The 24,080-nt window shown below is 71.6% G+C and carries 21 protein-coding genes and 1 pseudogene; 9 read left to right on the top strand and 13 right to left on the bottom strand.

What is annotated here, in order from left to right; all coding sequences use genetic code 11:
* The first annotated feature begins 204 nt into the window (after positions 1–204).
* Positions 205–1,278, top strand: coding sequence for a LamG-like jellyroll fold domain-containing protein (locus ACWFR4_RS13980; RefSeq protein WP_453467882.1), 1,074 nt, complete (start codon positions 205–207; stop codon positions 1,276–1,278).
* A gap of 53 nt (positions 1,279–1,331) precedes the next feature.
* Entirely contained in the window at positions 1,332–3,455 is a 2,124-nt protein-coding gene (locus ACWFR4_RS13975) for a PQQ-dependent sugar dehydrogenase (protein WP_453467884.1), read from the top strand.
* A 77-nt stretch (positions 3,456–3,532) separates the two neighbouring features.
* On the opposite strand, the gene ACWFR4_RS13970 is transcribed toward ACWFR4_RS13975, so the two are convergent.
* The 6 genes from ACWFR4_RS13970 to ACWFR4_RS13945 form a co-directional block, all read right to left on the bottom strand.
* The gene (locus ACWFR4_RS13970; RefSeq protein ID WP_453652539.1) at positions 3,533–4,606 is read right to left on the bottom strand and encodes a mechanosensitive ion channel family protein; all 1,074 of its coding nucleotides are present in this window, start codon (positions 4,604–4,606) and stop codon (positions 3,533–3,535) included.
* A gap of 232 nt (positions 4,607–4,838) precedes the next feature.
* Positions 4,839–5,354, bottom strand: coding sequence for an NUDIX domain-containing protein (locus tag ACWFR4_RS13965; protein ID WP_453652537.1), 516 nt, complete (start codon positions 5,352–5,354; stop codon positions 4,839–4,841).
* 29 nt (positions 5,355–5,383) lie between these two features.
* Positions 5,384–6,394, bottom strand: a complete 1,011-nt coding sequence (locus tag ACWFR4_RS13960; RefSeq protein WP_453652535.1) for a Gfo/Idh/MocA family protein — start codon at positions 6,392–6,394, stop codon at positions 5,384–5,386.
* Complete coding sequence (locus ACWFR4_RS13955) at positions 6,391–7,407, bottom strand: Gfo/Idh/MocA family protein (protein ID WP_453652533.1); 1,017 nt, start codon at positions 7,405–7,407, stop codon at positions 6,391–6,393. Before ACWFR4_RS13955 ends, ACWFR4_RS13960 begins: the two co-directional genes overlap by 4 nt.
* 60 nt (positions 7,408–7,467) lie before the next feature.
* Positions 7,468–7,632, bottom strand: coding sequence for a hypothetical protein (locus tag ACWFR4_RS13950; RefSeq protein WP_453465813.1), 165 nt, complete (start codon positions 7,630–7,632; stop codon positions 7,468–7,470).
* The gene (locus ACWFR4_RS13945; RefSeq protein WP_453652531.1) at positions 7,632–7,784 is read right to left on the bottom strand and encodes a hypothetical protein; all 153 of its coding nucleotides are present in this window, start codon (positions 7,782–7,784) and stop codon (positions 7,632–7,634) included. The genes ACWFR4_RS13950 and ACWFR4_RS13945 overlap by 1 nt, the downstream gene beginning before the upstream one ends.
* A 38-nt stretch (positions 7,785–7,822) precedes the next feature.
* Here ACWFR4_RS13945 and ACWFR4_RS13940 point away from each other — a divergent pair, with 38 nt between their 5' ends.
* Positions 7,823–8,062, top strand: coding sequence for a hypothetical protein (locus ACWFR4_RS13940; protein WP_453652529.1), 240 nt, complete (start codon positions 7,823–7,825; stop codon positions 8,060–8,062).
* Between the two features lie 18 nt (positions 8,063–8,080).
* Here the strand turns inward: ACWFR4_RS13940 and ACWFR4_RS13935 are convergent, their stop codons facing one another.
* Positions 8,081–9,232: an ROK family transcriptional regulator gene (locus ACWFR4_RS13935; protein ID WP_453652527.1), complete on the bottom strand. Its 1,152-nt coding sequence runs from the start codon at positions 9,230–9,232 to the stop codon at positions 8,081–8,083.
* A gap of 236 nt (positions 9,233–9,468) precedes the next feature.
* On the opposite strand from ACWFR4_RS13935, the gene ACWFR4_RS13930 reads away from it, so the two are divergent.
* On the top strand, positions 9,469–10,728 hold the full coding sequence (locus tag ACWFR4_RS13930) for an aspartate aminotransferase family protein (protein ID WP_453652525.1): 1,260 nt from the start codon (positions 9,469–9,471) through the stop codon (positions 10,726–10,728).
* Between the two features lie 20 nt (positions 10,729–10,748).
* On the top strand, positions 10,749–12,224 hold the full coding sequence (locus ACWFR4_RS13925) for an NAD-dependent succinate-semialdehyde dehydrogenase (protein ID WP_453652523.1): 1,476 nt from the start codon (positions 10,749–10,751) through the stop codon (positions 12,222–12,224).
* Between the two features lie 24 nt (positions 12,225–12,248).
* Here ACWFR4_RS13925 and ACWFR4_RS13920 read toward each other — a convergent pair whose 3' ends face one another.
* On the bottom strand, positions 12,249–13,514 hold the full coding sequence (locus ACWFR4_RS13920; RefSeq protein WP_453652521.1) for a hypothetical protein: 1,266 nt from the start codon (positions 13,512–13,514) through the stop codon (positions 12,249–12,251).
* Entirely contained in the window at positions 13,511–14,701 is a 1,191-nt protein-coding gene (locus ACWFR4_RS13915) for a hypothetical protein (RefSeq protein WP_453652519.1), read from the bottom strand. The genes ACWFR4_RS13920 and ACWFR4_RS13915 overlap by 4 nt, the downstream gene beginning before the upstream one ends.
* Positions 14,702–15,048: 347 nt before the next feature.
* On the opposite strand from ACWFR4_RS13915, the gene ACWFR4_RS13910 reads away from it, so the two are divergent.
* The gene (locus ACWFR4_RS13910; RefSeq protein WP_453465824.1) at positions 15,049–15,960 is read left to right on the top strand and encodes a YceI family protein; all 912 of its coding nucleotides are present in this window, start codon (positions 15,049–15,051) and stop codon (positions 15,958–15,960) included.
* Between the two features lie 15 nt (positions 15,961–15,975).
* Here the strand turns inward: ACWFR4_RS13910 and ACWFR4_RS13905 are convergent.
* The 3 genes and pseudogenes from ACWFR4_RS13905 to ACWFR4_RS13895 form a co-directional block, all read right to left on the bottom strand.
* A pseudogene (locus ACWFR4_RS13905) lies at positions 15,976–16,875 on the bottom strand (hypothetical protein).
* Positions 16,872–17,882, bottom strand: coding sequence for an SPFH domain-containing protein (locus tag ACWFR4_RS13900; protein WP_453652517.1), 1,011 nt, complete (start codon positions 17,880–17,882; stop codon positions 16,872–16,874). The pseudogene ACWFR4_RS13905 and the gene ACWFR4_RS13900 overlap by 4 nt, the downstream one beginning before the upstream one ends.
* 96 nt (positions 17,883–17,978) lie before the next feature.
* The gene (locus ACWFR4_RS13895) at positions 17,979–18,791 is read right to left on the bottom strand and encodes an SAM-dependent methyltransferase (RefSeq protein WP_453652515.1); all 813 of its coding nucleotides are present in this window, start codon (positions 18,789–18,791) and stop codon (positions 17,979–17,981) included.
* A gap of 155 nt (positions 18,792–18,946) precedes the next feature.
* Here ACWFR4_RS13895 and ACWFR4_RS13890 point away from each other — a divergent pair, with 155 nt between their 5' ends.
* A complete protein-coding gene (locus tag ACWFR4_RS13890) occupies positions 18,947–19,867 on the top strand; it encodes a GNAT family N-acetyltransferase (RefSeq protein ID WP_453652513.1) in 921 nt (306 codons plus the stop codon).
* Between the two features lie 167 nt (positions 19,868–20,034).
* Positions 20,035–21,090 (top strand): metallophosphoesterase family protein, encoded by a 1,056-nt coding sequence (locus ACWFR4_RS13885; RefSeq protein WP_453652511.1) that lies wholly within the window; start codon positions 20,035–20,037, stop codon positions 21,088–21,090.
* Between the two features lie 30 nt (positions 21,091–21,120).
* Here ACWFR4_RS13885 and ACWFR4_RS13880 read toward each other — a convergent pair whose 3' ends face one another.
* Positions 21,121–21,885: a crotonase/enoyl-CoA hydratase family protein gene (locus tag ACWFR4_RS13880; protein ID WP_453652509.1), complete on the bottom strand. Its 765-nt coding sequence runs from the start codon at positions 21,883–21,885 to the stop codon at positions 21,121–21,123.
* 144 nt (positions 21,886–22,029) lie between these two features.
* Between ACWFR4_RS13880 and ACWFR4_RS13875 the strand changes: the two genes are divergently transcribed.
* Positions 22,030–23,907: an ABC transporter ATP-binding protein gene (locus ACWFR4_RS13875; RefSeq protein ID WP_453465837.1), complete on the top strand. Its 1,878-nt coding sequence runs from the start codon at positions 22,030–22,032 to the stop codon at positions 23,905–23,907.
* The last annotated feature ends 173 nt before the right edge of the window (positions 23,908–24,080 follow it).

Below are 24,080 nucleotides of genomic sequence, written 5' to 3'. Positions count from 1 at the left end.
CCCCTTGCTGACCCGCGCGCCGTCTCCACCCCAGAGGCGGCCCGTATCGGCTGCCCAGCGGTGCGTCTTCGAAAAATGGCGCGGACACGCCCATTGTCAGGGTTGCGGTGAGGGAGTTACATGGTGCCCGCACGTGACGAAAGCGCTTTCTGTCGGTCGGGAGAATCCCGGTCGGCAGCCCGTTCGTTGCCGCTCGGAGGCCGTATGAGACTGCCCCGCACCAGACGCACCGCCATCGCCCGAACCACCGTCAGCGCCGGGCTCGAACCACACGTTCGGCGCACCCGATCCGCCCGCCGCACCCGACGTACCGCACTCGCCGCCGTGGCCCTCGCCTCGGTCGCCGTCCTCGCCGCCGCCGCGCTTCCCGCGCAGGCGAGCGGCCCCGCCCACAGGGTCCCGGCCCAGGCCAACGGCCCTGCGGGACATGGCTCGTTGCGCTCCCACGCAGTGGCCGCCTACGACTTCGGGCACCCCGATCCCGCAGATCCCGCGAGGGAGCGGGACATCGGGCGCTCCGGCACCCCGCTCACGCTCATCAACGGCGGCTCCGCCATGCGCGTGGACGACGAGGCGTACCGGGGCAGCTCGCCCGCCCTCCAGGTGCGTCAGCAGAACCCGGCCACAGCGGGCAACGACGACTGGAAAGCGGGTACTTGGAACGAGGCCGGGGTCGGCTCCCTCGGCGCCTTCAACAGCGCCAAGACCGCCACCGTCATGGGCTGGTTCAAGATGACGGGCGACAATCCCACCCTCAACTCCAACACCGCCAACCCCACCGACCGCTACGGAGCGATCGGACTCGCCGGGGTGCTCTCCGGCACCAGTGACGGACACGCAGTGCGTGCGCTGCTCGAACTCATCCAGGTGAACGGCGAGTTGAAGCTCGTAGCGCTCGGCCGTCGCCTCGACAGCGGCGCCTCCCAGACCTTCGCCGCCTCCGCCGACTGGCAGAAGGTGCTGCCCCGAGGCGAGTGGGTCCATCTGGCCGCCACCTTCGACTTCCGCGACGGCACGATGGCCCTCTACCGCGACGGCAAGCCTCTCGACGGCTTCTACGTCACGCCGGGCGACCCCTGGGAGCTCACCACCACACCGGCGCCGCACCGCGCCTCGCCGACCGACCCGCGCGGCATCAAGATCGGCGGCAGCTTCCCGCAGAACACGCGCGAGAACAATGCCTGCGACTGCCGCATGGACGACCTCCTCTTCCTGGACCGCGAGGTGACGGCAGGTCAGGTGAGCGCCGAGTACCGGCGCATGACGCGGGGCCGCTGACACCGCGCACCGCTACTTCTCCCCAGCCGTACTCGCCATCCGAAGGGACCCGCATGGCAGCACGACGCAAGAACCCAAGACTCTGGGCGGCCTTCGCCGTCACCGCCACCCTGGCGCTCGGCGGGCTCGCCGCGCCCTCGCACGCCGACGAGCCCGCACCCGCCGCCGCGACCGCGGGCCTCAGTGACCCGATCCCGGAGAAGCCCGCCCAGTCGAGGACCGGCCTGGTCCTCACCGAATACGCGCAGTTCCCCAAGTCGGAGCCGCTCCCGGCCCCGACGGACCCGCGTCTGATGCGGCACGCCAGGATCAACACCATCAACGAACTCCCCGACGGTTCGGGCCGGATGGCGACCCCGGACCTCAACGGGACGCTCTACCTCACCGACCCCGGCACCGCCGGCAAGGACACCGGCGGCACCCCGCACCCGTACCTCGACGTGAAGGGCACCTTCCCGAACTTCTTCTCGGGCCGCGGCCTCGGCCAGGGCTTCGGATACGCCGCGTTCCACCCGCAGTTCGCGAAGAACGGCCGCTTCTACACCATCCACACCGAACTCGCCTCGCAGGTCACCCAGGCTCCCGACTTCAAGCAGGCGGGCACCACCACGTACCACGGCGTCATCACCGAGTGGACCGCCGACGACCCGAAGGCCGCCGTCTTCCACGGCACCCACCGCGAGGTCCTGCGCATCGGCTTCACCGGCCAGGTGCACGGCATCCAGCAGATCGACTTCAACCCGACCGCCAAGCCCCACGACAAGGACTACGGGCTGCTCTACCTCGCCGTCGGCGACGGCGGCCAGGGCGTCGGCAACAGCGAACCGCAGAACATGGCGCTCCCGCACGGCAAGCTCCTGCGCATCGATCCGGCGGGACGCAACAGCGCCAACGGCAAGTACGGCATCCCGGCCACCAATCCGTTCGTGTCCACACCGGGCGCCCTCGGTGAGATCTACGCCGTCGGCATGCGCGACCCGCACCGCTTCAGCTGGGACACCGGCGGCAGCCACCGCATGTACCTCGGCCACATAGGCGAGCACGCCATCGAGTCGGTCTACGAGGTCAAGGCCGGCGACAACTTCGGCTGGAGCGAACGCGAGGGCCCGTTCCTCTTCGACAAGAAGACCACCGACCCGTGCGCCCGCATCGCGCCGCTGCCCGCCGATGACGCCAAGTACGGCTACACCTACCCGGTGGCCGCGTACGACCACGATCCCGGAGCGGGCTGGGACTGCCGCTCCGACGTGGGCCGGGCGATCGCCGGAGGCTTCGTCTACCGCGGCAAGGACGCGCCCGAGCTGCGCGGCACGTACATCTTCGGTGACCTCGTCGACGGCCGGATCCTGGCGGCCGACACCCACGACATGCGCCGCGGCGCCGGCCTCGCGCCGCTCAAGTCGCTGATGCTGTTCGACCAGGCCACCGGCAAGAAGGTCACCATGCGCGACCTCGCCGGGGACCAGCGCGTCGACCTGCGCTTCGGCACCGACCTCGCCGGTGACCTGTACATCGTCTCCAAGGCGAACGGCAAGGTCTGGAAGGTCACCGGCACCCGCACCTTCGCCGACTGCAAGGTGGGCAACACCCCCACCACGCACACCACCGGCGCGGACAACTGGGCGCCGGTCACTCCCGCCAAGTGGGAGTTCACCCGGCGCGAGACGGTCCTCACCGAGCCGGGCGTCTCCCGCCCCGGCCCGCGCCGCCCCTTCGAGTACGCCGTCCTCACCGCGGGCCCGCGCTACTCGAACGTGACGATCGAGGCCGAGGTGCGCATCGACACCCCGGTCGACATCACCAACCGGGACGTCATCGTCGTCTGGGACTACAACTCCGACACCCAGTTCCAGTACGCGCACCTGTCCAGCGACAACAGCATCTACCCGCACAACGGCCTGTTCACGGTCAACAACGCGGACCGGCTCCGCATCGACGACCAGTGGAACGGCACCTACGGCGCGCCCCCGGCCATCAAGGACGCCGCCTGGCACAAGGTCCGTCTCACCCACTGCGCGGACACCGGCGAGACGGCCGTCTACATGGACGGCAGCCGCACGCCGCTCATCACGGGCACGGACCCGGTGTTCTCCTCGGGCCGCGTGGGCTTCGGCTCGTTCGACAACAACGGCCGGATCCGCAACCTGAAGGTCACGGGGACGGTGGCGCGCGACTGACCCAGCGGGGTCGGAAGCACGTGTGGGGGAGCCGGTCCGCTGTCCGGACGGACCGGCTCCCCCTGACCATGTCGCCGTTACGGAATCGGCGGTGCGGCCTCGCGCTGGTGCGGAATGGTCACCGCTCCCTGCTGGAGGGCCACCGTCCGCGTGGGCGCCGGTATCCGGATGCCCTCGTCCCGGTACCGGGCGTGGAGGCGCTTGATGAACTCGTGCTTGATCCGGTACTGGTCGCTGAACTCGCCGACGCCCAGGATCACCGTGAAGCTGATCCTGGAGTCGCCGAACGTGTGGAAGCGGATGGCCGGTTCATGGTCGGGGACGGCGCCGGTGATGTCGACCATGACGCTCTCGACGACCTCGGCCGTGACCCGCTCGACGTGCTCCAGGTCGCTGTCGTAGCCGACGCCGACCTGGACGAGCAGCGTCATCTGCTGCTCCGGGCGGCTGTAGTTGGTCATGTTGGTGGAGGCGAGCTTGGCGTTCGGGATGATGACCAGGTTGTTGGAGAGCTGACGCACCACGGTGTTGCGCCAGTTGATGTCGACGACGTAGCCCTCCTCGGCGCTGCTGAGCCGGATGTAGTCGCCGGGCTGCACGGTCTTGGAGGCCAGGATGTGCACGCCCGCGAAGAGGTTCGCGAGCGTGTCCTGGAGCGCGAGCGCCACCGCGAGACCGCCGACGCCGAGGGCGGTCAGGAGCGGGGCGATGGAGATGCCCAGGGTCTGCAGGACCACGAGGAAGCCCACCGCGAGCACCACGACCCGCGTGATGTTCACGAAGATGGTGGCCGACCCGGCGACCGCGGACCGCGACTGCGCCACCGACCGTACGAGCCCGGAGATCACCCGGCCCGCGGTGAACGTGGCGACGAGGATCAGCAGCGCCGTCAGCGTCACGGTGACGTTGTGCCGGGTCCGGGTGGTGAGCGGCAGCGCGGAGGCGGCCACAGCGACACCGGCGGCGACCGCGGCCCACGGCACGAGACTGCGCAGCGCGTCCACGATGACGTCGTCGCCGCCCCAGCGCGTCCGGTCCGCGCGCACGCCCAGCCAGCGCAGCATCATGCGCAGGAGCAGACCGGCCGCGAGCCCTGCGGCGACCGCGATCCCGGCCACTATCAGATCGTCAGGAGTCATCGCACGGTTCACCGGCGGCCTCCCGCGCCGTGACCGAGGTCGTCGTACGCCGCCCGGAGCGGCCGTATGTGATGTGTCGTCACCTTGCTACCTGCTTGTCCGTAAGTGGTGCTGCCGCGCCTGCACCGACGCGCCGGGACATCCTGCCGCACGCGTCGGGCGCACGTGCGCGGGGGATGGCGCTCACCTGCGTCTACGGGTGGACGCCCGGCCGAGGCCAACTCCCCGGCCACGCACCCACTCGTCAGCGCGCCGTCCCCGCCCCGCCCTCGCGGCCCAGCGCGACGTACCGCGCGTGCGCCTCCAGGGAGTCCGACACGAACGGGTACTGGCGCATCGCGTTCGTCAGGCCGGCCTCGGTGAGCCAGTCGTGCCAGACGATCTCGGAGGGAAGCGGCGCGACCGGCCCGTCGACGGTGACCTCGTGCACCCCGAGCCAGTACGGGCTGATCTCCCCGCGGCACAGGTACTTGAAGACGAAGCGGACCGGGGCCGTGACCCCGAGCTCCTCCGCGAGCTCGCGGGCGGCCGCGGCCTCGTACGACTCGCCCGCGTCGACGCCCCCGCCGATCAGCCAGTTGTACCGCCCCGGGAACCGCGAGACATGCGGGGCCCTGCGATGCACGAGGATCCGTCCCGCCGGGTCCCGGCACACGACCGTCGCCACCCGGTGCAACCACCCCTCACGTATCGCGGCGCCCCGGTCCACGGCGCAGAGCACGCGGTCCTGTTCGTCCACGCGGTCCACCAGTTCACTCATGCGGCCACGATGGCAGAAGCCGCCGGACCTCACCGCACCGGCACCGCCCTCGCTTCCCGCGCCGACCGGTACGCCGCCGTCACGATCCGCAGCGAGCGCAGCCCCGATTCGCCGTCCGTCACGCTCGTCCCGCCGTCGCTCCCGTACAGGAACGAGTGGAGCATCAGGGCGTCCAGGTTGACGCCGTAGGGAAGTTCGAAGGGCGCGCGGGACGACTCGCTGAAGCCGTGGACCTTCTGGCCGAAGGCATCCATCTCCAGGGTCGCCCGGTCGCCGATCACCTGCATCTGCAACCCGCCCCAGGCCGGATGGTGCTGGGGCTGGCTCCAGCTGCAGTCGATCGTCACGACGGCGCCGTTCGCGTACTCGACCGTGACGAGCCCCGCGGTGTCCGCGTCCACCTCTCCCTCGTGGAGCACGTTGTTGACCTGTGCGTACACGGTGGTCGCGGGGGACGCCTCGAACAGGTCGTCCAGGAGGTCCGCGATGTGCACGGTGTGGTCCATCAGGGCTCCGCCGCCCGCCAGTTGGGGGTCGGCGAACCAGCGGCGCCGCGCGGCCGGCAGATATCCGTTGTTGGCGCCGGACACCGCGAGGACACCGCCGGCCGTGCCGGAGCGTACGGCGGCGCGGACCGCCGTATACGCCGGGCTGAAACGGACGGGGTGCGCCACCGCGAGCCGCACACCCGCGGCGCGGCACGCCTCGACCATCGCCGCGCCGTCCTCCTCCGTCGTCGCCAAGGGCTTCTCGCACAGCACGTCCACGCCGTGCGCCGCCGCCAGCTCCACGAGGGGCCGGTGGCGGACGTTCTCCGAGCAGACGACGACCTTGTCGGGGCCCCAGGCGAACAGCTCCTCGTACGAGTCCGCGTAAGCCACCCCGAGCCGGTCGGCGAACTCCCGGCCGCGGACCTCGCCCGGCGCCGCCAGATCCGTGTCCGGGTCGGCCGCCAGGACCTCGACGCCTGCCATCCCGTCGAGCAGGCGGGCGAACCCGCCCGCGTGGACATGTGCGAACGACAGCACTCCGACCTTCATCGGGCCGCCTCCTCGGAGATCTTGAGTTCCACGGGCTCGCCCGTACGGGCCGAGGTGGCCGCCGCTGCCGCGATCCGCACCGCCTCGACGCCGTCGCGGGCGGTCACGCGGGGAGCGGGCCCGCCGTCCACCGCCCCGGCGAACTCGCGAAGCTCCGTCAGGTACGGGCTCTCCGTCATCGGGCTGCCGGGAATGCCCTCGCCGGGCGGGCGTGTGCCCTGGGCGAGGATGCGGAACCCGGGCAGGGCTGTCGAGTCGTGCTCCAGGATCCCGTCGGGCCCCGCGACTCGGAACGTCGTACGGAACTGGAGGTCGGGCAGGCCCCATACTCCGAGGACGTGGCTGATCGCGCCCGACGCGTGGGTCAGGACAGCCGTGCCGACCGCGACGTCACCGGGTTTCGCGCCCGGCTCCTGACGGCCGCGGAGCCGGGCGTGGACGCGTACGACCTCGCCCGCGAGCATGCGAGCGAAGTCGAGGTCGTGGATCATCTGGTCCATCAGGATGCCGCCGGACAGGGCCGGGTCGGAGAACCACGGCGCCCACACGGGGTAGGCGCCCGAGCGGGTGAAGCGCAGCACCGCAGGGGTCCCGATGGCGCCCTTGCCGACGGACTCGGCCATCGCCGCGTACGCGGGGAAGTAACGGACCACGTGCGCGGGGAACAGCAGGACGCCCGCCGCCCCGGCCGCGTCCGCCATCTCGGCGGCCTCGGAGGGGGTGAGGGCGAGGGGCTTCTCGCAGATGACGTGCTTGCCGGCGGCGATCGCGTCGAGAGCGAGCTCCCGGTGCGTGAACGTGGGTGTGCAGATGTCGACGACGGTGGAGCGGTCCAGGAGTCCGGCCAGGCTGTGCGTGGCCGTCACACCGGACTCGGCGTACTTCGCGGCGAGTTTCTCCGCGTTCCCGTCCGTGGACAGGATGGTGACGCGCGCGCCCAGCTCGATCCACGCGGGCAGATGGGCCCGGGCGATGCCGCCCGCGCCGATCAGACCCACATCGAGGCGTGTCATGTTGTTCCTTTCTGGAAACGGGGGTTTCGGGCCTGTGTGCGGCTCAGCCCCACGTGCGACTCAGCCCTTCGTGCCGCTCTGGGCGATGCCCTGCACGAAGTGCCGCTGGAGGAAGAGGTAGAGGACGATCATGGGGAGGCTCGCGATGAGCGAACCCGCCATCATCACCGGGTAGTTCGTCTCGAACTGGCCCTCCAGGGACGTCAGGCCGGCACTGATCGGCATTACAGCCTGACGAGCGTCTCGGGGTGCCGGTCGAGCGGGGTGCGGTCGCGGGCCGCGTACGGGCCGAGCGGCTCCAGGACGCTGTTCGCCGCGTAGAGCTGGATGTTCACGGCGTTCATCCAGAACACGTCGGGCGCGGTCCCACCGCGCATTCGACGTCCTGAGCGTCGTCGGGTACGAGGACCAGGGCGTGAGCTGGATGTCCACGGAGATGCCGGGGTTCTTGGCCTCGAACGCCTTCACGATCTGCTGCATGCCCGCGAGCTGGGCCTGGTCCCAGATGCCGTACGAGATGGTGGTGCGGCCGCGGCCGCCCGACGAGGTGGAACCGGAAGCCCCGCCGCCGTTGTCGCACGCGGCCACGAGGGGCGTGGCCGCGAGCGCACCGGCGAGAAGCGTTCTCCTGCGCATACGCGCCTCCGGAGGGTGAGGGGGGACGGTGGAGAGGTCAGGGGGCAGGGGACGGGCGCAACGAGCCTGGCCCGTACGGGAGATGGGGATCGAGAGCGTCGAGCGCGCGGCGTACCGCGCCGAGGGCCACGCCCTCACGGCCGAGCGCGCTGACCGCGATGCGCGGCACGTGCAGCGTCAGCGGTCGCAGCTGCTCCGTGAGCAGGGGCCCGAGCGGCTCACCGACCGGGGCGAGCGCGCCGGAGAGGACCAGGAGTTCGGGGTCCAGGGCGAGAACGAGCGCGGCGATGCCCGGGGCGACACCGGCGAGATATCCGTCGAGTACGGCGCGCGCGCCGGCGTCCCCGGCCCGCACGGCCCGCGCGAGGGCGTCCGTCTCGGACTCGCCGGCGAGCCGCTCGCCGTCCCACGCCAGCCACTTCTCTGCGGCGTCCAGGCCGAGCTGGGGCAGGATGCCCAGCTCGCCCGCGCCGCCGCGGCGCCCGCGGTGCAACTTGCCGTTGATCATCAGGCCGCAGGAGATGCGCCGCCCGACGAGCACGCAGGCCACGTCGTCCGCGAGCGTCGCCGCGCCCTGCCAGTGCTCGGCGAGCACCGCGAGATTCACGTCGTTCTCGACGAGGATCCGGCACGGGAAGTCGTCGGCGAGGCGGCGCGCGAGATCCAGGTCGGTCCACTCCGGGACGATCACCGACCGGATCCGGCTTGTGTCGTCGACCATGCCGGGCACGCCGATGGCGATGGCCCAGACGGCCTCGGGGCGCAGACCGTGGTCGGCGAGGAAGCGGCGCAGCCGTCCGCGGAGCAGCTCGATACGCTCCGTGCCGCTCAACTCCTCGGCGATGTGGTCCCGTTCACGCGCGACGACCTCGCCGTCGAGCCGGGCGAGCACCAGTACGATCTTGCGCAGCCCGATGTCGACACCGACGACGTGCCCGGCCTCGGACCGGAAACGCAGCCGACGAGCCGGACGGCCGGGGGTGCGCCCGGTGGGCGGAATGCCGGTCTCGGCGATCCAGCCCTGCGAGACGAGTTCGTCGACCAGCGCCTCGACCGTGGGCCGCGACAGCCCGGTGGCTGCCGTCAACTGGCTGACGGTCTGCGGACTCTCCTTGCGCAGTGCCCGCAGCACGACACCCGTGTTGAGCCCGCGCAACGCCGCAAGGTCATGCCCCCGTGCCCCAGCCATGCCGATCCGCTCCCTCACATCGGGTTACGCAGGACTGTTGCATAACCCGACTCCCTTGGGAACCCTGCCGGTTGGGCCGGTTACGCAGAACTCCTGCGAATTGAATGGGCGGGCCTGCAACGGGTGACCGAGCCGACGGTCGTCGAGGCCATCCGGGTGACCCGTGGGCCCCCAGGGGGCGGATCGTCACAGGTGGCCCATTGACGTCCTTTCGGCTCAGCGTTGAGGGTGGAGGCATGACGCGACTGTCCGAGCATCTGCGCCAGGCCACCCCCGTCGTCGCCGAACGCGGGGAAGGCGTCCATCTCTACGGCACCGACGGCCGCCGCTATCTGGACTTCACCGCCGGGATCGGCGTCACCAGCACCGGCCACTGCCATCCGCGCGTGGTCGCCGCCGCCCAGGAGCAGGTGGCCACCCTCATCCACGGCCAGTACACGACCGTCCTGCACCGGCCCCTTCAGCGCCTCGTCGAGAAGCTGGGATCCGTTCTGCCCGAAGGACTCGACAGCCTCTTCTTCGCCAACTCCGGCAGCGAGGCCGTCGAAGCGGCCATGCGGCTCGCCCGGCAGGCCACCGGCCGGCCCAACATCGTGGTCGCGCACGGCGGCTTCCACGGCCGTACCGTCGCCGCCGCCTCCCTCACCACGTCCGGTACGAAGATCCGTACCGGCTTCGGACCGCTGATGGCGGGCGTCGCCATCACGCCCTTCCCGAACGCCTACCACTACGGCTGGGACGAGGAGACCGCGACGCGGTTCGCGCTGCGCGAGTTCGACCACCTCCTCCAGACCGTCTCCGACCCGGACGACACCGCCGCGATCCTCGTCGAACCCGTCCTCGGCGAAGGCGGCTACGTCCCCGCCAACTCCGCCTTCCTGCAAGGACTCAGGGAGCGCGCCGACCGCCACGGCATCCTGCTGGTCCTCGACGAGGTGCAGACCGGCGTCGGCCGCACCGGACGCTTCTGGGGCCACGACCACTTCGGCGTACGCCCCGACATCCTCATCACCGCCAAGGGCCTCGCGAGCGGCTTCCCGCTCTCCGGGATCGCCGCCCCCGAGGCGCTGATGCACAAGGCGCGGCCCGGCTCGCAGGGCGGCACCTACGGCGGCAACGCCGTCGCCTGCGCCGCCGCCGTCGCCACCCTGGAGGTCGTCGAGGAGGAAGGGCTCGTCGCCAACGCGGCCGCCATGGGCGCCCGCCTGCGCTCCGGCCTGGAGGACGTCGCCGCGAAGACGGAGGTGATCGGCGACGTACGGGGACTGGGCCTGATGCTCGCCAGCGAGTTCACCACCCCCGACGGGGAACCCGACGCGGCGACCGCCGTACGTGCCCAGCAGGCCGCCGCCGACGAGGGACTGCTGCTCCTGCTCTGCGGACCCTGGGGCAACGTCGTGCGGATGATCCCCGCGCTCGTCGTCGACGAGGGGCAGATCGACGACGGCCTGCGGGCCTGGGCCGCGGCCGTGGAGACCGCGACGGCGACCCGCTGACCAGCGATGGAGGAACCGGTATGACAACGACCCACCCCACGCCCCGAGTCGTCGAGGACGTCCCCAAGCAGCTCCTCGTCGGCGGCCGCCTCCAGGACGCGGCCGGGGGCCGCACCTTCTCCGTCGTCAACCCGGCCACCGGCGAGAGCCTGTGCGAGGTCGCCGACGCCGGCCCCGACGACGGCCGGCGCGCCGCGGAGGCCGCCGCGGCCGCGCAGGAGTCATGGGCCGCCACCGCGCCCCGCGCCCGCAGCGAGATCCTGCGCCGCGCCTACGAGATCATCATCGCCCGCACCGAGGACCTCGCCCTCCTGATGACCCTGGAGATGGGCAAGCCCCTCGCGGAGGCGCGGGGCGAGGTCGCGTACGCCGCAGAGTTCTTCCGCTGGTTCTCCGAGGAGGCCGTACGGATCGAGGGCGGATTCGCACCCTCGCCCGACGGCCGCAGCCGCCACCTGATCATGCGCAGGCCCGTCGGCCCCTGTCTGCTCGTCACCCCCTGGAACTTCCCGCTCGCCATGGGCACCCGCAAGATCGGCCCGGCCGTCGCCGCGGGCTGCACCATGGTCCTCAAGCCCGCGCCGCAGACACCCCTGTGCACCCTGACCCTTGCCGGGATCCTCACCGAGGCGGGCCTGCCCGACGGCGTCCTGAACGTCGTCACCACCACGGACGCCGGCGCCCTCGTCGAACCGCTGCTGCGCGGCGGAATCGTCCGCAAGCTGTCCTTCACCGGGTCCACCCAGGTCGGCCGGATCCTCCTGGCCCAGTGCGCCGACACCGTTGTCCGCACCTCGATGGAGCTCGGCGGGAACGCGCCGCTCATCGTCTTCGACGACGCGGACCTCGACACGGCCGTCGAGGGCGCCATGGTGGCGAAGATGCGCAACATGGGAGAGGCGTGCACGGCCGCGAACCGCATCTTCGTGCACAGCTCGGTCGCCGACGAGTTCGCCTCCCGGCTCGCCGCGCGCATGAGCGCCCTCACGGTCGGTCCCGGCACCGAACCCGGGACGAACGTCGGGCCGCTCATCGACGCCGCCGGCCGTGACAAGGTCGACCGGCTCGTACACGACGCGGTGGACCGCGGCGCGAAGGTCCTCACCGGCGGCGAAATCCCGGACGGGGAAGGCTACTTCTACCCGCCGACCGTCCTCGTGCGGGTGCCGCGCGACGCCGGTCTCACCGGGACCGAGATCTTCGGACCCGTCGCCGCCCTGTTCACGTTCGACGACGAGGACGAGGTGGTACGCGCCGCCAACGACACCGAATGGGGCCTCGTCAGCTACCTCTTCACCCGCGACCTCGACCGGGCGCTGCGCGTCGGGGAACGCCTGGAGACGGGCATGGTCGGCCTCAACACCGGCCTCGTCTCCAACCCGGCGGCCCCCTTCGGCGGCGTCAAGCAGTCGGGCATCGGCCGGGAGGGAGGCCGGGTCGGCATCGACGAGTTCCTGGAGTACAAGTACCTGGCGATCCCGGCGCCGGGACAGTGACGGCGATGACGGACCGGCGGGTCCTCAGAGCCGCTCCAGCGCGCGGAACGCCGTAAGTTCTGCCAGCAACACCCTTGCTGCTGGGGTGAGTTCACTGACGAGCAGCGGTCGTCCGGAGTTGAGGACCCGCAGTACGGCGGCCAGGTCGGCGGCAGGCAGTTCCGTGGCCGCCACATGGCCGCACGCGGAGTACAGCCGCCGCCCGGCGGCCTCGGTCCACAGCACGCGCTCCGTGGCGCGCACGACGTCGTCGTCGCCGAACCTGCCGCGCGGCGCCGGCGGCGGCACGGGCCGGAAACCCCCGGCCGTCCAGTGCCGCAGGGACTGCCGGGCGATCCGCTCCTCCAGCGGCCCGCGCGCGCCCGCCGAACGGAAGTGCGCGAGGGCACGCTCCAGGGGTGCGGGCAGCTCCGACCCCGCCTCGGTGTCGGGCACGAGCAGGCCCTCCTCGCCGGACGGCCCGGCGCCCGCGGGATCCGGGTCCGGCGTGAGCAGCGTCTCGGGCGTCACGTCGTGCAGCAGGTCGTACAGTTCGGCCGCCGCCTGCCGTCCCTCCCGTACGACGCTCACGCGCACGCCCGTCGACGCCCAACCGGCGTAGGGCTCGGCGACGGGGCAGAGATGCGACGGCCAGTACAACAGGTCGCCCGGATCGGCCTCGACGGTGAAGGACGCGCACCGGTCCGCCGCATCGAACCGCATCCGCTGCCGCCCGCCCAGCACGAACAGGAACGTCGCGACGCGCTGACCGGGCAGCGCCTCGGCGATCGGCAGCTCGTACGTGCCGTGGACCAGCGTCGTGAGGGCGCTCTGTGCGGGCTGCCCCACCTGCGCCCAAAGCCCGGCGTAGAAGGCGCGCTCGCGCGCCCACAACGGATGGTGGAACGCGTGAAACGCCTGAAGGGACAGGGAGTACGGCTCGCCGGAGAGCTGCCGGACGAGCCGCTGGTGGTAGCCCGCGAACGAGCCGTCCCTCGGCTGCGGCAGGAAGTCGCCGGGGTCGGGCTGGGGCTCGCAGCCGACCGCGAATCCTGCGTAGGGCGGCACGGCGAAAGGACCCCCGCGGTGGGCCGCGGCGACAGCGGTCTCGAACACCTCGTGCGCGTCGAAGGGGGCGGGCGCGACCGACTTGAACAGCACGGGGTGCCGGTCCCAGTACCGCTCGCCGAATTCCCGCCAGTCGAGCTGGTCGAGCCGGACCAGCTGCCTTTGCTCGACGGGGGCGACGGGGCTGCTCGCGGGCTCGGCGTCGCTGCTCGCGGGCTCGGTGACGCGGGGATCCTCCCTCATGCCGCCCCGTCTCCGTCCACCAGTTCGATGGCGCGAATGCGATGCAGGTCGGACAGGAGCGGGATCAGTGTCTCCGCGGGCATCCGCGAGCCGCGGCCCAACTCCCTTATGGTGAGCGCCACTCCGGACCGCAGCCGGTATCTGACGCGTTCGGGTCCGGTCCCCTCGACCGCCAGGGTGTGCCCGTTCGCGGCCCACACGGCGCGTCCTCGGCCGTCCGGAATTCGGAAGAGCTCGGCCGAGGCCCGTACGCGCACTCCTGGCTCGAGGGGTACGGCCGGTCGTGGCGGAGGCACCGGTTCGAGCCCCGCCGCCGATCTGCGGGCCGCCCAGGACACGCGCAACTCCCTGGCCGTCCCCGGGCCGGCGGCGAGCCCGGCGAACAGCCGCGCGGTGCCGGCGACCGGCCCCGCCGCGCCGATCTCGCCGTCCGGGCCCGCCGGGGGAGGGAACGGCAGGACGCCGGGGGCACCCGCGTAGACGGGGTTCCCCTGCATACGGTCCGCCAGAAGTCCCCGTACGTGGGTGAGGGCGGCGGCACGGCGAGCGGGGACGACGATTCGTAGCGTGGTGCAGCGGTCGAGGTAGTGATCGAGGTGGCGGCACCCGGCGGGCCAGTACAACAAGTCCCCAACCCCGGCGGCGAGTTGATACTCGGTGCCGGTGTGCTCGGGCCAGAGCCTGACCGTCATGGCGCCTGCGAGTACCCACGTGAGCGCGAACGAGCCGGGGCGCGGGGCGGGGGCGTCGCGGCCGGTGCAGTGCTCTCCGAGGGCGAGTTCGGCGGTCACCGGCAGGGCGGGCCAGCCCACCGCCCGCCACAGCCCGGAGACGAGTTCGCGCACATGAGCCCAGAGCCCGAAGTCCCGCCACAGCGGTTGGTGCACACTCAACAGCCAGCCGGACACGGTGAGTTGACGGGCCAGTCGGTCACGGTACGCGTCCGGGCCGGGGTCGTCACGGCCGGGCAGCAGCGCGCCCGCGTCGCGTAATCGGCCCTGCGTCGCGGTGGCGAAGCGGACGCCGGCCGCGTCCTCGGCGGGCGGTGCGCAGGCGGCGGCGACGACCCCGTACACCTGCTCCGGCCCGAGGCCCGGGGCGAACGGAACCGCGGCAGGCTCCCTGCCCCAGTGTGCTTCGGCGAACCGTTTCCACCTGGCGGAGAGGTCGGGCTCTGACGCATTCATGGCGTCGAGAATCTGTCAGAGCGCGATCGGGCGAGTCAACGGTTGACCCGTAATCGGCAGACATATGGCGCGGAAGTGGCGCTGCGTCTCAGTGGTCCAACCTGGCCCGTCCTGGCCCTTCCCGCGCCGCGACGGGGGGAGCAGGGGCATGGTCGAGCAGTGGGTGAAGGGTGAGGGAACTGTGGAATCTGACACGCCTCCGCGGTGGAATGTCGGATTCCCGTGTATTCGCCACGCAGTTGCCGCCGGTAACCCTTAGCGCCCTTGATCAGCGGAGATCGCGGACATGGGATCGTATGTACGAGCCCGCTGCGGACATTCTGCGGCCGAGTCGGAAGGTGATCTGCATGCCCCTCGCGCTGTTCAGGAGGAGCCGGTCCGGACGTGACCCGCGCGGGGCAGGACTGGTGCACCCCGTGCCGCACGGCGCCGGCGCCTTCCACTGCGAGGTGGCCGACCCCATGGGGCAGCCGATGTCGGGGGCGGACGTCACGGTGACGCGGGTCGGCAACGGCCGCGTCGTGGCGAAGGTGGTCAGCGACCCGTACGGCCTCGTCTTCCTCACGCTGCCGCCCGGCCGGTACAGCGTCATGATCGCGGCCGACGGACTCCAGCCCCACCAGCAGACGGTCGACGTCGTCGCCGGTGAGACGCTCCCGCTGACCTCGGTGCAGCTGCACATGGGGCGCCCGCCGGAGCTGCCGCAGCCCGGCACCTGGCTGTTCGACCCGCCACACACCGCGATCCGGTTCATCGCCAAGCATGTCGGCATGGCGCACGTCCACGGCCGGTTCACCCGCTTCGACGGCGGCATCCAGGTCGCGAACGACATGGCGGACTCGCGAGTCGAGGTGCGGATCGAGGCGGCGAGCATCACGACGGGCAACAAGACCCGTGACAACCACCTGCGTTCGGCCGACTTCCTCGATGTCGAGCGCTACCCGTACATCCACTTCTCCTCCGACCGCTTCCTGTACCGCGGCGGCACCAAGTGGACGATCCAGGGCGCGCTCACCATGCACGGCGTCAGCCGTACGGTGGAGCTGGACACCGGCTATCTCGGCATGGTCAACGGCGGTTACGCGGAGGAGCTGCGCTGCGCGGCCCTCGCCACGGCCGAACTCCACCGGGAGGACTACACGCTGGACTGGCGGAGCATGCTGGCCCGGGGCATCGCGGTCGTCGGACCCACGGTGAAGCTGGAGCTCGACATCCAGGCGATGTACCACAGCCACGACACCCCGACGCCGCCGGAGTAGTCGCCGGGGTGCCGGTCAGGCCACCAGCCGCAGCCGTTCCCGGGCCCGTCCCACGCGTACCGTCTGACCCCAGGTCAGTTCCAGTGCGTCGCTCTCCACGCCGTCGCCGAAGGCCACCAGGCGGTCGGACTCGACCGTGACGCGCAGACGGTCGGCGGGGCCGAGGGAGCCCTCCACCTGGGACGTTCCGGTGGCGGGGGAGGGCCAGGCCTCCCGCACGAACCAGAGCAGCCGGGGCTCCGCCGGGCCCGGCAGCTGCAGCGTGCTCGCGTGCTGTTGCCACAGTGAACGCAGCCAGCCGGTGGCGCCGGTCCCGGTGCCGACCAGGACGCCTGAGGAGGCCTGGGCCTCGGGCGCGCGTGTGTCGTCGTCGGGGCCGATCCGGTAGCGCGCCGTCTGGTGCGACGGCGGACCGAGGTAGATCTCGTTGAGCGCGAGCAACCGCTGTGTGTCGTCGGCGACCGCCTCCACCATGGTGAGTTCGTCGGCGGAAGCCCGGTCGGAAACGGCCGCCGGCAGCAGCTTCGCCGCGTCGGCCACTCGGTGCCGCACCAGAACCCCCGGATTGCGCCCCGGATCCGCGTCGATGCCGACGACCGGCTGGCCCGACAGATACTTGGCCGCGTTCGCGACCAGACCGTCCTGCCCGACGACGATCACCACGTCCTCCGGGCCGAACAGGAACCGGTCCAGATCCGCCCGCTCGAGACGGGTCCTGCGCCACGACAGCGGCACGGCCGCCGCGACCTCCGCGAGGGCTCGCGCCGTACGGTGATGGCGCTCGGCCACCTACTCGACGGAGCGCCCGCGCGAGGAGAGGAAGAAGGCCGCCTGGCCGTGTGTGCCGTGCCGGGCCAGCAACTCCTCGTACTCCGTGGTCCGGTGGACGAGTACCGCGCGCGGGGCGAGCGTCACGGTCGCTCACCCCGGTCGTGGCCGAGCCGGGCGAGCAGGCCCGTGAGAACGTCGGGGGAGAGGGTCAGGTTCTCGATCCGCGGCACGTTCTGTGCCAGTTGCGTGGCGGCGAGGGCGTGCAGGGTCGCGGCGTCGACCTCGGAGTGGACCCGCAGCCACGCCTCCTGCGCATGCGCCCGCGCCTCGCCGACCGCGCGCGCCGCCTCCGCCTCGCCGCCGGCCAGGCGCACCGCCCGCGCGGCCTCCGCCTCGGCGCGTACCGCGTCCGCCGCCGCGTTCTCCTCGGCCTCGCGGCGCGCGTTCGTGCCGCGCTGCTCCACCAACTGCTCCTCCTGCCGGGCCAGTTCGATGCGGCTGCCCAGCTCGTTCTCGGCGATGGCGCGCTCCCGCTCGACCGCCACCGCGCGCCGCTCGTACGTCGCCCGGTCCGCCTCCTGCTGGATCCGCTCCCTGGCCGGCGTGCGCAGCGCCCGCTCCACCTCGGGCTCGGGGCGCAGCGCCACGACGCGTACGGTGACGACCTCCACGCCGGTGGCGGGCAGCCGGGGCTCGGCGGCGAGGCCCGCCGCGACCCGTTCGCGCACCGCCGTCACACCGTCGGCGAGGGCCTCCGCGAGCGGGGTGCGCGCCAGGACGTCCAGCGCGTGCTGCTGCGCCGTCTCCGTGAGCAGCGCGGACAGCTGCTCCAGGGGTGTGCCGCGCCAGGCGCCGGTGTCCGGGTCGAGTGAGAAGTCGAGCCGGGCGGCGGCGAGCGCGGGGTCGCTGATCCGGTACGTCACCGAGGCCTGCACGGCGACGTCCTGGAAGTCGGCGGTCCGCGCGTGGAACGTGACCGCCAACTCCCGGTCGTCGACGGGCACTTCGGACAGTGCCGCGCTCAGCGCCCGGAACCAGAAGCTCACGCCCGTGCCGTCGTGGGCGAGTGCGCCGCGCTTGTGGTGGCGGATGTGGGCGGTAGGTGCGGAGCGCAGGTGGTGCAGTCCGAAGCGTCGCTTGATGTCGGCCATGACGGGAACCCCCTGGTCGTTTTCGTCATGACGACGATATGGCGCACCATGAATATAGTCAAGATGACCATAAAGATTTGGGGGTGCGGCTGAGAGTTACGGCTTGCGCGCCACCCCCGCGTACAGCGGCACCGGCGAACCGTTCCTGACCTCGTCCACGCCGAGCTCCGCATGCCAGTCCGGCAGCCACACGATCCCGGGTTCCAGCAGGTCGAGCCCGTCGAAGAAGCGGCCCATCTCCTCGCGCGAGCGCGGCACGAGCGTCACCCCGCCCGCCGCGTACATCGCCACGGCCTCCCGCGTCCGCTCCGGATCGAAGTCCCCGGCGAGCTGCGACAGGACCAGATGACTCCCCGACGGCAGCGCGTCCACCAGGGTGCGCACGAGGTCCTGGGCGCCGTCCGAGTCCGGGATGAAATGGAGCAGCGCGATGAGTGACAGCGTCACCGGGCGATCGAACTCCAGGATGTCTGCTGAGAGTTCAAGGATCTTCTCCGGTTCCCGCACGTCCGCCGAGAGGTACTCGGTGCGGCCCTCCGGGGTGCCGCGCAGGAGCGCCCCCGCGTGGGCGAGCACGATCGGGTCGTTGTCCACGTACACCACACGGGCGTCGGGCGCGGCGCCCTGGGCGATGCGGTGGAGATTGGGCTCCGTGGGGATGCCGCTGCCGATGTCCAGGAACTGGCGCGCCCCGGCCGCCCCGGCGAGATGCCGTGTGGCGCGCTGCATGAACCAACGGTTGTGCTGGGCCGCGTACTTGGCCTGCGGTTCGAGGGCCACGATCTGCCGGCCGAGCTCCTCGTCGACCGGATAGTTGTCCTTGCCGCCCAGGAACCAGTCGTAGACCCGTGCGGGATGCGGTTTGCTGGTGTCGATCCGGTCGATGGGCGACGGCGTGATCTCCCCCATGCGGCAACTCCCTTGTGAAAAGACTCAGTTCGGCCAGGTGTCCGATCATCGTGCCTCAGTGGTCGCGGCGGAGGGAGGTGATCGGGAAGGATGGGCCCGGCATGGATCAAGGGCGGCGGGCCAGGGGCGCGCCGCGCAGGAACGGAGAGGCGACGATGACGCGACCGGACCCCCACACCTCCGGCAACCACCGGACCGCCGGCACCCCCGAGGTGCCCGAGCGGCTCGACATCACCCGGGCCACGCTCGACGACTGGGGCGTCATCAGTGGCTGGGCCGCGGACGAGGGCTGGAACCCGGGCCTCGCCGACGCCCGCAGCTTCTTCGCCCAGGATCCCGACGGCTTCTTCATCGGCCGGGTCGACGGCGAGCCGGCCTCCGCGATCTCCGTGGTCAACTACGACGACGACTACGCCTTCCTCGGCTTCTACCTCGTACGGCCCGACCTGCGCGGCCGCGGCTATGGCATCGCCACCTGGAAGGCGGGTCTCGCGCACGCGGGCAGCAGGACGGTCGGCCTCGACGGCGTCCCCGCCCAGCAGGACAACTACCGCAAGTCCGGCTTCGAACTGGCGCACACGACCGTCCGCTATGCAGGCGTACCGCAGACCCCGCACCCGGCCGAGGTCGACCCCGCACCCGGCACCGTCGTCCCCGTCGCCGAGGCGGGCGGCCTCAAGTCCATCGCCCTGTACGACAGTTCCTGTTACCCCGCGGAACGCCCCCGCTTCCTCGCCTCCTGGCTCGCCGGTGACGGGCATCGCGCGCTCGCCCGCGTCGTCGACGGCCGCGTCACCGGCTACGGCGTCATCCGCCCGGGCCGCGAGACCTTCCGCGTCGGACCGCTGTTCGCGGACACCCCGCAGGTCGCCCGCGCGCTGTTCGACGCCCTGCTCGCCGCGGTCGGCCGGGTCCCTGTCGCCGTGGACGTGCCCGAATCCAACCCGGCCGGCGTGGCACTCGCCGAGGCGTACGGCCTGACCCCCGGGTTCGCCACGGCCCGCATGTACACCGGCCCCGTCCGGCCGTTCGCCCAGGAAAGGGTCTTCGGCGTCACCACCCTCGAACTGGGCTGAAGGGCAGCGGGGCACGTTGACCGCGGTCATATCTCGAAAAGGTAACTGGGCTAGACCAGTCTTAAGGCGTCGGTCACCTCCGGTATGTCGTCAGGCCATCGCGACCCGTAACGCTCGGGGCGACCAACCACCCGTACACGGGGGCAGTCGCTTTGGAGGAAACACCGATGGATCGCAGATCGTTCATGGCCACGACGGGGCGCGCGACGCTCGCGGGCGGCGCGCTCGCCGCGACCGGCTCCCTGGTCTCCGCGCCCGCGGCCGACGCAGCACCCGCCGCCGAGCCCGCGGCCCAGCGCCACGGCGACGGCGGGACCGTGCGGTTCAACATCATCAGCGACATCCAGGGCGACCTGACGGACTTCGGCAAGGCGCTCGACGACCTGCACTCGGTCAACCCCCGCAGCGCAGGCCTCGGCATAGCCGGCGACATCACCCCGCGCGGCTACGACTTCGAGTACGCGGCCGTCCGCCAGACACTGGACAAGCACCCGCACCCCAAGGACGTGGCGTGGGCGATCGGCAACCACGAGTTCTACGTGCCGAAGTACAGCGACCCGAACACCCTCGCCCAGGCGACCTGGCCCAACGGCACCACCGAGGACTCCCTCTTCCGCAGCTTCTACACGTTCGCGGAGCGGGGCAAGGTCTACTCGGAGACCTCGTTCGGCGGCGTGCCGGTCCTCAGCCTCGGCACCGAGCGCTACTCCCATTACCACGACGCGAAGCTGTGGGACGAGGTGTGGATCAGCGACGAGCAGTTCGCGTGGCTCGAGGACCGGCTCGCCCACTGGGCGCGCCGCCGCCGTCCCGTCATGGTCCTGACCCACCACCCGCTGCCCAACACCGTGTCGGGCACGCACAACAAGCTCTACATGAGTGACTACCTCCAGCCCGACCGGCTCCTGTCGATCCTGGGCCGCCACAAGGACGTGTTCCTGTTCTCCGGGCACACGCACTGGGACCTCAACCTGTCCGACTGGGTGGTGCGCCGCGTCGTCCCCGGCACCGGCAACCTCGAAGGGTTCACCGTCGTCAACACCGCCGCCGTACAGGTCGGCTGGATGGACGACGGCAAGGGCGGCGAGGTCTCGCTCGGCGGCGCCTTCAACCAGGGCCTCCAGGTCGAGGTGGGCCCCCACTCGGTCGTCATCAAGGCGCGCGACTTCACCACCGGCACCTGGCTGAAGCAGCTGACGGTGCCGCTGCACACCTCCGACTGACCGTTCGCCGGGGGCGGGCGCGGCTCCGGGTCACGTGTCGGTGAACGACCCGTGCCGCCCCGCCCCCGAAGCGAACCGCGCGGCCCCTTTCAGGCTCTCCTCCAGCACGGCCGTCCCGTACCGCAGTTCACCCGCCATGGCCGCCTCCTCGCCCTGACCCGCCTGGTCCAGAACGGAGGCGCGGTCGCCGCGCATACAGGCCTGCGGGAAGCCCGCGATCTGCTCCGCGAGCTCCTCCGCCTCGGCCCGCGACCGGCCGGGCGGCACGAGCCGGTTGGCGAGCCCCATCGCGTACGCCTCCGGGGCGGGCACCGGGCGGCCCGTCAGGATCAGGTCCATGGCGCGGCTCTCGCCGATGAGTCGCGGCAGCCGCACCGTGCCGCCGTCGATGAGGGGCACGCCCCAGCGCCGGCAGAACACCCCGAAGACGGCGTCCTCCTCGGCGACCCGCAGGTCGCACCAGAGCGCCAGTTCGAGACCGCCGGCCACCGCGTGCCCGCTCACGGCGGCGATCACCGGCTTGGACAGCCGCAGGCGGGTCGGGCCCATCGGCCCGTCGCCCTCCTCGGTGACCCGGTTGCCGCGCTCCGTACCGATGGCCTTGAGGTCGGCGCCGGCGCAGAACGTGCCTCCCTCGCCCCAGAGCACCGCTACGCGGGCGGATTCGTCGGCGTCGAACTCCTTGAAAGCGGAGGCCAGTTCGGCGGCCGTGGGCCCGTCGACCGCGTTGCGGACCTCGGGGCGGGACAGTACGACGGTGGTGACATGCCCTCGGCGCTCGACGCGGACCGGCATCCCGGGTCCTCCTAAGTGATCGTCATTGAGTGACGTTCAGCGTGGCACGTCGACCGCGCCCCTCCCAGAGGCCCACGGACCTCGAAATGAAGCATCCGTGTTGACCTCAACTTTGCTTAAGGTCTTACCGTCTACTTCATGAGCATGGAGACCACGGCGTGGACGCAGCTGCACAGCGTCATGAACGCCCAGCAGGACACCCGACCTTTCGCCCCCGCAACCCTGCGCCGCATCGCCGCCTTCGCGCGTCCGCACCGGCGCCGGATCGCCCAGTTCGTCGTCCTGAGCGTGGTCACCGCGCTGACCGCCGTGGCGACCCCGGTCCTCGCGGGGCACGTCGTCAACACCATCGTCGCCGGCAAGGACGAGAGCACCGTCATCCGCCTCGCCCTCCTCATCGCGGTGATCGCCGTCGCGGAGGCGGGCCTCGGCATCGTCGCCCGCTGGCTCTCGGCCAACCTCGGCGAGGGCCTGATCCTCGACCTGCGCACCGCGGTCTTCGACCACGTGCAGCGCATGCCCGTCGCCTTCTTCACGAGGACCCGCACCGGCGCCCTCGTGAGCCGCCTCAACAACGATGTGATCGGCGCGCAGAGAGCGTTCAGCAACACGCTCTCCGGCGTGGTCGGCAATGTCGTGACCCTGCTCCTCACCCTCGCCGTCATGCTCACGCTGTCCTGGCAGATCACGCTCCTCGCGCTGGTGCTCCTGCCGGTGTTCGTGGTGCCCGCGCGGCGCATGGGTACGCGGATGGCCCGGCTCCAGCGCGAGGCGGCTGCGCACAACGCGGCCATGGGAACCCGGATGACCGAGCGGTTCTCGGCGCCCGGAGCCACCCTGATCAAGCTGTTCGGCCGGCCCGGGGACGAATCCGCCGAGTTCGCCGCCCGCGCCCGCCGCGTCCGGGACATCGGCGTCCGCACGGCCATGGCGCAGTCCGCGTTCATCACCGCGCTCACCCTCGTCTCGGCCCTCGCTCTCGCGCTCGTCTACGGCCTGGGCGGCTACTTCGCCATCGAGGGCACTCTCGACGCGGGCGCCGTCGTCTCCCTCGCCCTGCTCCTCACCCGCCTCTACGCGCCGCTGACCTCCCTGGCCGGGGCCCGCGTCGAGGTCATGAGCGCCCTTGTCAGCTTCGAGCGCGTCTTCGAGGTGCTCGACCTCAAGCCGCTGATCGACGAGAAGCCGGACGCCCGAGAGGTGCCCGAGGGACCCGTCGCCGTGGAGTTCGAGGACGTCCGCTTCGGCTACCCGTCCGCCGACAAGGTCTCCCTCGCCTCCCTCGAAGAGGTCGCCTCGCTCGACACCCGCGGGGGCGCCGAGGTCCTGCACGGCATCTCGTTCCGCGCCGAACCCGGCCAGACCGTCGCCCTCGTCGGTACCTCCGGCGCCGGCAAGTCGACCGTCGCTCAGCTCATGCCCCGCCTCTACGACACCGACGAGGGCGCCGTACGCATCGGCGGGGTCGACGTCCGCGACCTGACCGCCGTATCCCTGCGCGAGACCCTCGGCATGGTCACCCAGGACGGCCATCTCTTCCACGACAGCGTCCGCGCGAACCTCCTCCTGGCCAGGCCCGGAGCGAGCGAGGACGACCTGTGGGACGTCCTGCGCCGCTCCCGCCTGGAGGACCTGGTCCACGCCCTGCCCGACGGCCTCGACACCGTCGTCGGCGAGCGCGGCTACCGCCTCTCCGGCGGCGAACGCCAGCGCATGACGATCGCCCGTCTCCTCCTCGCCCGGCAGCGCGTCGTCATCCTCGACGAGGCGACCGCCCACCTGGACAACACGTCCGAGGCGGCCGTGCAGGAGGCGCTCGCGGAGGCGCTCGAAGGCCGAACCGCCGTCGTGATCGCCCACCGCCTGTCCACGATCAGGTCGGCCGACCAGATCCTGGTGGTCGAGGACGGCCACATCGTGGAGCGCGGCACCCACGAGACGCTCCTCGCCGAGGAGGGCCGGTACGCGGAGCTGTACCGCACACAGTTCGCTAACCCGGCGGACGTGGTGGAAGCCGCTTGACATGCTCCTCGGGCTGAAGCCCGGGGATTCTGGCCGTCCCGCGGGTTGCTGTGCCGCTAGGCGGCACGGCTTCCTGCGGGGATTCCGTGGCTTCCTGTTTCTTCGCGTTGGGCCAGAACGGGTTCTGGTCTTACCTTCGCTCCGCAGGCCGATGCCGCCAGTCCGGCGGCCTG

This window comes from Streptomyces sp. NPDC055140, assembly GCF_053607285.1.
The sequence above is the reverse complement of the archived record's forward strand: the minus strand, read 5'-3'. Positions and strand labels throughout refer to the sequence as shown.

What these genes read in the sequence shown, in the direction of transcription:
- ACWFR4_RS13980 (WP_453467882.1), top strand. Translation starts at nt 205, where the DNA reads ATGAGACTGCCCCGCACCAGACGCACCGCCATCGCCCGAACCACCGTC.
- ACWFR4_RS13895 (WP_453652515.1), bottom strand. Translation starts at nt 18,791, where the DNA reads ATGGGGGAGATCACGCCGTCGCCCATCGACCGGATCGACACCAGCAAA.
- ACWFR4_RS13950 (WP_453465813.1), bottom strand. Translation starts at nt 7,632, where the DNA reads ATGCCGATCAGTGCCGGCCTGACGTCCCTGGAGGGCCAGTTCGAGACG.
- ACWFR4_RS13910 (WP_453465824.1), top strand. Translation starts at nt 15,049, where the DNA reads ATGCCCCTCGCGCTGTTCAGGAGGAGCCGGTCCGGACGTGACCCGCGC.
- ACWFR4_RS13955 (WP_453652533.1), bottom strand. Translation starts at nt 7,407, where the DNA reads ATGACACGCCTCGATGTGGGTCTGATCGGCGCGGGCGGCATCGCCCGG.
- ACWFR4_RS13915 (WP_453652519.1), bottom strand. Translation starts at nt 14,701, where the DNA reads ATGAATGCGTCAGAGCCCGACCTCTCCGCCAGGTGGAAACGGTTCGCC.
- ACWFR4_RS13900 (WP_453652517.1), bottom strand. Translation starts at nt 17,882, where the DNA reads ATGGCCGACATCAAGCGACGCTTCGGACTGCACCACCTGCGCTCCGCA.
- ACWFR4_RS13880 (WP_453652509.1), bottom strand. Translation starts at nt 21,885, where the DNA reads ATGCCGGTCCGCGTCGAGCGCCGAGGGCATGTCACCACCGTCGTACTG.
- ACWFR4_RS13975 (WP_453467884.1), top strand. Translation starts at nt 1,332, where the DNA reads ATGGCAGCACGACGCAAGAACCCAAGACTCTGGGCGGCCTTCGCCGTC.
- ACWFR4_RS13920 (WP_453652521.1), bottom strand. Translation starts at nt 13,514, where the DNA reads ATGAGGGAGGATCCCCGCGTCACCGAGCCCGCGAGCAGCGACGCCGAG.
- ACWFR4_RS13965 (WP_453652537.1), bottom strand. Translation starts at nt 5,354, where the DNA reads ATGAGTGAACTGGTGGACCGCGTGGACGAACAGGACCGCGTGCTCTGC.
- ACWFR4_RS13960 (WP_453652535.1), bottom strand. Translation starts at nt 6,394, where the DNA reads ATGAAGGTCGGAGTGCTGTCGTTCGCACATGTCCACGCGGGCGGGTTC.
- ACWFR4_RS13925 (WP_453652523.1), top strand. Translation starts at nt 10,749, where the DNA reads ATGACAACGACCCACCCCACGCCCCGAGTCGTCGAGGACGTCCCCAAG.
- ACWFR4_RS13935 (WP_453652527.1), bottom strand. Translation starts at nt 9,232, where the DNA reads ATGGCTGGGGCACGGGGGCATGACCTTGCGGCGTTGCGCGGGCTCAAC.
- ACWFR4_RS13945 (WP_453652531.1), bottom strand. Translation starts at nt 7,784, where the DNA reads ATGCGCGGTGGGACCGCGCCCGACGTGTTCTGGATGAACGCCGTGAAC.
- ACWFR4_RS13885 (WP_453652511.1), top strand. Translation starts at nt 20,035, where the DNA reads ATGGATCGCAGATCGTTCATGGCCACGACGGGGCGCGCGACGCTCGCG.
- ACWFR4_RS13875 (WP_453465837.1), top strand. Translation starts at nt 22,030, where the DNA reads ATGGAGACCACGGCGTGGACGCAGCTGCACAGCGTCATGAACGCCCAG.
- ACWFR4_RS13930 (WP_453652525.1), top strand. Translation starts at nt 9,469, where the DNA reads ATGACGCGACTGTCCGAGCATCTGCGCCAGGCCACCCCCGTCGTCGCC.
- ACWFR4_RS13890 (WP_453652513.1), top strand. Translation starts at nt 18,947, where the DNA reads ATGACGCGACCGGACCCCCACACCTCCGGCAACCACCGGACCGCCGGC.